This window comes from Ornithinimicrobium sp. (assembly GCF_051004135.1).
Taxonomy (GTDB): domain Bacteria; phylum Actinomycetota; class Actinomycetes; order Actinomycetales; family Dermatophilaceae; genus Ornithinicoccus.
In genome coordinates this window covers 1-5369 of the sequence record NZ_JBPCKQ010000086.1, presented here as the reverse complement: position 1 = coordinate 5369, position 5369 = coordinate 1, and the positions used below count along the sequence as shown (strand labels likewise).

General features: G+C 66.9%; 9 protein-coding genes. 6 read left to right on the top strand and 3 right to left on the bottom strand.

The window, feature by feature from the left end:
• Positions 1–142 precede the first annotated feature (142 nt).
• On the top strand, positions 143–403 hold the full coding sequence (locus ACR2FV_RS04980) for an antitoxin (RefSeq protein ID WP_434014597.1): 261 nt from the start codon (positions 143–145) through the stop codon (positions 401–403).
• Between the two features lie 227 nt (positions 404–630).
• Here ACR2FV_RS04980 and ACR2FV_RS04975 read toward each other — a convergent pair whose 3' ends face one another.
• Positions 631–873, bottom strand: a complete 243-nt coding sequence (locus tag ACR2FV_RS04975; protein WP_434014596.1) for a lipopolysaccharide assembly protein LapA domain-containing protein — start codon at positions 871–873, stop codon at positions 631–633.
• Positions 874–880: 7 nt separating this feature from the next.
• Here ACR2FV_RS04975 and ACR2FV_RS04970 point away from each other — a divergent pair, with 7 nt between their 5' ends.
• From ACR2FV_RS04970 to ACR2FV_RS04950, 5 genes are all read left to right on the top strand, one after another.
• On the top strand, positions 881–1381 hold the full coding sequence (locus ACR2FV_RS04970; RefSeq protein ID WP_434014595.1) for a class I SAM-dependent methyltransferase: 501 nt from the start codon (positions 881–883) through the stop codon (positions 1379–1381).
• Positions 1382–1774: 393 nt separating this feature from the next.
• Positions 1775–2236 (top strand): TetR/AcrR family transcriptional regulator C-terminal domain-containing protein, encoded by a 462-nt coding sequence (locus ACR2FV_RS04965; protein ID WP_434014594.1) that lies wholly within the window; start codon positions 1775–1777, stop codon positions 2234–2236.
• 75 nt (positions 2237–2311) lie between these two features.
• Positions 2312–3010 (top strand): hypothetical protein, encoded by a 699-nt coding sequence (locus tag ACR2FV_RS04960; RefSeq protein ID WP_434014593.1) that lies wholly within the window; start codon positions 2312–2314, stop codon positions 3008–3010.
• A gap of 21 nt (positions 3011–3031) precedes the next feature.
• On the top strand, positions 3032–3502 hold the full coding sequence (locus tag ACR2FV_RS04955; protein ID WP_434014592.1) for a rhodanese-like domain-containing protein: 471 nt from the start codon (positions 3032–3034) through the stop codon (positions 3500–3502).
• Between the two features lie 211 nt (positions 3503–3713).
• A complete protein-coding gene (locus tag ACR2FV_RS04950) occupies positions 3714–4241 on the top strand; it encodes a hypothetical protein (protein WP_434014591.1) in 528 nt (175 codons plus the stop codon).
• A 52-nt stretch (positions 4242–4293) separates the two neighbouring features.
• Here ACR2FV_RS04950 and ACR2FV_RS04945 read toward each other — a convergent pair whose 3' ends face one another.
• Together ACR2FV_RS04945 and ACR2FV_RS04940 are read right to left on the bottom strand one after the other, a co-directional pair.
• Positions 4294–4677 carry a hypothetical protein gene (locus tag ACR2FV_RS04945; RefSeq protein ID WP_434014590.1) on the bottom strand — a complete coding sequence of 128 codons (384 nt, stop codon included), beginning with the start codon at positions 4675–4677 and terminating at the stop codon, positions 4294–4296.
• 74 nt (positions 4678–4751) lie between these two features.
• Positions 4752–5000: a transposase gene (locus ACR2FV_RS04940; RefSeq protein WP_434014589.1), complete on the bottom strand. Its 249-nt coding sequence runs from the start codon at positions 4998–5000 to the stop codon at positions 4752–4754.
• Positions 5001–5369 lie beyond the last annotated feature (369 nt).

Below are 5369 nucleotides of genomic sequence, written 5' to 3'. Positions count from 1 at the left end.
TCAGGAGGTTATCCTGCGAGTTGTGGAGCAGACCTGGCCAGCGTACTCGGCCCCAGAACTCAAGACAAACGTCAGAGTTCTAGCGACCGAGGATCCCTAGCGACCGAGGATCCCTAGTGTTGCCCGCCGCGCGACCGACACGATGCGCACCCACCAGGGCAGCATCGAACGGGGGATCGACAAGGCCGGCAGCTTCGTCAACGACAAGACCGGCGCCAAGCACGATCAACGCATCCACAAGGGCAGTCAGCACCTGCGCACCGGGTTGAGCAAGATCACCGGCAACCCCAGCGGGCAACCGGCCACCGAGCAAGACACCATCGAGCACGAGGGGAACGGGACAACCCGGGACCGGGACGACAACATCGACGACCGTCCCGGCACTGACCGGCCCAGCACCTAGTACGCAACCCGCGGGGGGCCGGCCACGACCCGCTCGGCCGCTACCGCTCTACCTGATGCTGTGCTCATCGTGCACCCTCCTCAGGGCTCACGAAGACCCTAGGAGTGTGGTCTGATCAAAACCGATAAGTGCGACACGAACGCTGACGCAAGACACAGGCCCTCGTCCGGTGGTCTGGTCTTGCGGCTGGGCGTAGTGCTCTGCTCGGAGCCGGGAGAGGATTGTCGTCAGTTGCCGGTGGTGTTTCGCCTGGTCCGGCGCGCCTTCACACGTAGTTGGGTGAATCGGGCAACCCCGGCGATGGCTACCACGACGCCGCCACCGACGGCACCGATTAGCAGGGCCACCCCCACCGGGACAGCGCCAGCCAACCCGAGGAAGTGGACTTCGACCTTCGTCGAGTTCTGCAGCATGAAAACAATGAGCAAGATCAGGAGCAGAAGCGCGGCTGCGGTGGCCTGCGGCAGCACTGCCCAGATGGGTGCCGCGCCCCCGGGACCCACCGAGACGACCCTGGGGCGGTTGGCCCACCGGGGGCTGTTCACGCTCATCGCAGCAGTTCCCGCACGCTTGCGGGACCGGCTGCGTCGCGGCATCTTCGAACACACCTTCGCCACCGAAGACCCATGGGGCTACGCGCAACTGTCGTACGAGCTTTACAAGGCGCAGGAACTCCTGGCGGCAGTCCCACCGGACCCCAGTGTGGTCATCGAACTCGGCTGCGCCCAAGGACACCTGAGCGCCAAACTCGCGGAAAGGTTGCCGCAGGCCCACGTGGTGGGGGTCGACCTGTCGCCAACCGCTCTTTGCAGCGCCCGATCCCGGGTCCGCGAGCCCAACTGCGAGTTCCTGCTCGCTGACGCGGCCGGGCTCGACCGGGCCTGGGGAGCCCGGCCCAAAGCGGGCCTGCTGGTGCTCAGCGAGGTGCTCTACTACCTGGGGGTCCGCGCCGCGTCGCCAAGGCGTTGGCACCGATAGCCCCGATCCTGACCGCCGACGCCCAGATCGTGCTGCTGCACCCCAGCAGAGACGCACCCGCCCTGCACGCGGCGGCGGTCGCGGCGTTAGGCGCCGAGGTGTTCCTGCACCACTGCCACCAGACGCCGGGCCGCCCGTTCACGATCACTACCGCTCGGCGGGCTGACACCACGCCCGGACCGGCCGGCCGGGATCAGGAACGGCCTCGAAACTGATGCTGGTCAGTCGCGGCCATCGTGGCGGTAGCTAAGCGGCAGTGGTCGGCGTGAGCACGGTGCTGGTGCCGGTGGGGATGGGCAGGACATCGCCGACCCCGGCCGGCACGGTGACCCTGTCTACGAGGCCGCCAGGGCCAGTGCCTCCCGGGCAAAGGTGCGCAGCGGACCCTCATCGTTGGCCTGGCAGGGTTACCTGCAGATACTGGCCCACGATGTGCGCACGACCGCGATGGAACACCCGGCCGCCTTCCCCCTTGTGGCGTCCCGCCACCCGGCCGCGCCCTGGCTACGCCCCCCACTGCGCAGCATCGACCTCATCGAGCACTTGCTGACCTGCATGACCGCCTACGGTTTCGATGACCCCAGAGCAGTCGATGCCTACAAAGTCTTCACCAGCTTCCTGGTCGGCTCCCTCCTGCTCGAGGTAACCGTCCGCGGGGAGAACATGCACCCCATCGACGAACCCCTCAACGAAGGCGAAGCACTCATCCCCGAACACGATGACGACGTTGACCTGAACGATGCACCCCTGGTACGCCGCATGCAAGACCGACTCAGCGAAGACACCAGTGACCTAGAGTTCGAGATCGGTCTGGAAACCCTCGTCGACCGCATCGAACGATCCGTGTCCCAATAGAAGACTCAGCTCGACAAGCCCCGGCTTGGCAACCCCAGCCTCAGCTGGTGTCCGGCTCGACGACCGGCGCATCTGGTGCTGCTCACCGGCGGGATACTCATCCTCACCAGCGCGCTGCGGTCGCGGTGGGCGGTCGGAGACCTCTCCTCCATCGTCGCCCAGGGATCGCTCGCTCTCGCGACGGCTCTGGCCGTCTTCTTCCTGCTCTATACCTCGGAGTTCGCCGTCGCTGCGCCCACGGTCCCCTATCTACGCCTGCCGGAGGGGGATCCCGGGCACGAGGAAGGGGAGCTCCCTGCCTTGGTGGGTCTGGGCAGCTTCCTGGTCACCACCGCGGTCCTCATGGTCCCACTGCTGTTCGCCTGGCAGCGCGGACGGGCACCTCGGGGACTGATCACGGTGGTGGTGGTCACCGTGGCATGGCTCAGCGCAGCCGTGGTGGACTTTCCTGTCGCGGTGCTGGCCGGCGCCATCGGCGCGACGCTCGGCGCCCTTGCCGCTGATGTGTTCGTGCAGCTACTCGAGCATCGAACATGGAACCGTCCCGGAGCACGGCTATCGGCACTCGCCGCCGTCGCCGCCGGCAGTGTGTGGACCGCACACATGGTTGCCCTGGCGGTCACGAGCGGGCTGGAATGGCCACCGGAGCTCTGGGCCGGGGTCGTCGTGCTCTCGTCGATGGCGGCAGCGGCACTCGGTGGGCTCGCGGCCGGCGCATCACCGGCCCTCTGGCAGCGCCCTGCACAGCACGTCGTACCGGCCGCGCCGCAGTGACGATCGCGTAGGCTCGTGCCCATGAATGCTGCACGTCGACTGCTGTACTCGACCGCGGCCCTCACCACGGCGGTGCTGCTGATCGCCGGTTGTGCGGCAACCACGCCCGAAGCCGCTCCTCCCACCGCCTCCGCCACCGCTGCGCGCCAGCTCGGACCCGAGGCCTTCGCTGCGGAGATCGACGGCGGCGACCGGTTCGTCGTCAACGTGCACACCCCCGACGAAGGCGGGATCGACGGCACGGATGCCGACATCCCGTTCGACCGGCTCGAGGAGCGTGCGGCCGAGCTGCCGCAGGATCGTGACGCCGCGATCGCGGTGTACTGCATGACCGGAGGGATGAGCGAGACCGCGGTCGATACCCTCGCCGGAATGGGCTACGTGGACCTGGTGGAGCTGCGCGGGGGCATGGTGGCGTGGGAGGCCGACGGGCGGCCCCTCATTCCTCCGGCGCCCGATCAAGGATCGGCCGAGTCGGGCCGGGAATCATGAGCAGCGCGAGGTCGCGCCCCAGAAATGGCCAGCCGCAGGGGGAACGTCGCGTGCAGGGGAACATCGGCACGCCAAGGGACCAGGTCTCGGCTCGCCTCTCGACGGACGTGCCTGCGTAGTCCGGTGGTAGTCGCGTCGTGTTCCTGCGTCACGTCGCGATGGCTGTGGTGACTGCGCTCCTCGTGTTCGGGTTCTGGTCGACTCGGATGCAGTGGTCTGCGGATATGCGCCCGTCGGCAAGGCCTTGTCCTGGCGCCGCCCGCTCGGCATCTGGGCCGCTCTTGCGGCGATCACGCACACGGTGCTGATCATCGACGGTTGGGCGCAGTGGAGCGTGCAGCGTTTCCTCGGCTTCGAGTATCTACCCCAGCTGGGGCGGGAGGTGCGCCTGGAGCCGGGGTTCGGACTGGCCAACGTGATCGGTCTGATAGCGGTGATCTGGATGGCCGTGCTGTTGGCGACATCATCGGATCGGGCGGTGCGGTTCCTGGGCCCGGCAGGCTGGAAGTGGGTCCAGAGCGGTGCCTACACCGTGTTCTACCTCTCGGTTCTGCACTCGGGCTACTTCTTGTTCTTGCATTACACCGCGTCGTTCCACCGCGCTGTGCCCGATCCGAACTGGTTCCGTTTCCCGTTGCTCGGACTCGGGCTCATGGTCGTGGTGCTGCAGTGGACGGCTTTCACGCACGGGGTGCGTCAACGCCGGTCGCGACCGTCGCTTTCGGCGTCCTCCAGCTGAGTGCGGCGTCCTATCGCCATCGCTTCGATCTGAATAGCCCGTCGCGGGCACCTCAGGAGACGTCGGGGTGCTCCGCTCGCGCGCGGCGCGCCATGATGAAGGAACGGATTCCGAGGACCAGGTAGACCACCAGGACTACGAACATGACAGTGCTCAAAATTACGGCGGCCGGGCGTTCAGCGGTGCCGGCGAAGAGTTCACCGATTCGGAGGACGTTCATCAGCGAGCCGAGCGCACCGAGCAGCGCCACTGCGAGGGCAGCGTGAATCGCATGCCGTCGAAGGTTCTCCTTTCTCGCGACCAGCCCACAGATGAGCAGAAGAACACCGACGACGCTCGGGATGAGTGCGGTGAAACTCGCGGAGTCGGAGGCGACGTAGCCGACCACACCGGCAAGCGTGAGAATTGCTCCAACAATGAGTGTGATGGCGGTCATCAGTGTCCTTTCATGGGCGATCCGGGGGCACCGTCAATGGGGCTATTCGCAGTTGAGCGTGGTGCCCTGCTGAGTCAAGCGTCGGCGCCGCCTGGATCGGCGGGCGCTGCGCAGCAGGATACGGGCTCGGTAGTGCTCGGGGTTTCGGTACCCCCGCCGGTCCTCTTGATCTGCTTGACGGTCGTGTTCGCGGCCTCGGTACGGGCGTTGGTGACCCCGGTGGTGATCAGGGTGAGGATCTGGGGCCACCACGCGTTGATGGTGTGCCACAGCCGCCAGGTCTCGGGCATGTCGGCGGCGATGACGCAGCAGCCCAACCGCATCCGCTCCTCCTGCGCTGCGGCGGCGTCGGTGGTGGTGGTGGCCAGGAGCCGGCGTAGCTAGCGTGGCCACCTTCAGGTCCGCGTTGGCGCCGGGCGAGCCGGGCACGGCCACATGGTCGGCGACCAGGTCCGGTAGCCCGGCCTTCTGGGCCAGGGCCATCACCGGGACCAGGCCCGCGCAGGCGATCAGGTTCGGGTCATCGAAATCAGCCGAGAGGTTGTGGCAGACTCGCACTATCGGGTGCTCCTGTATCTGGTTGATTCGGAACTGTCGTAAGTCCCATTCTCCCAGGTCACAGGGGCATTCGTGTGTCACGACCCGGCCATCACCCCTAAAGAATCGGCGGATCCAGGCTGAGGCGATGGTGG

Excerpts from the sequence above, each read along its gene's own strand:
- ACR2FV_RS04980 (WP_434014597.1), top strand. The coding sequence starts at position 143 with ATGCGCACCCACCAGGGCAGCATCGAACGGGGGATCGACAAGGCCGGC.
- ACR2FV_RS04970 (WP_434014595.1), top strand. The coding sequence starts at position 881 with ATGGGTGCCGCGCCCCCGGGACCCACCGAGACGACCCTGGGGCGGTTG.
- ACR2FV_RS04955 (WP_434014592.1), top strand. The coding sequence starts at position 3,032 with ATGAATGCTGCACGTCGACTGCTGTACTCGACCGCGGCCCTCACCACG.
- ACR2FV_RS04945 (WP_434014590.1), bottom strand. The coding sequence starts at position 4,677 with ATGACCGCCATCACACTCATTGTTGGAGCAATTCTCACGCTTGCCGGT.
- ACR2FV_RS04940 (WP_434014589.1), bottom strand. The coding sequence starts at position 5,000 with ATGCGGTTGGGCTGCTGCGTCATCGCCGCCGACATGCCCGAGACCTGG.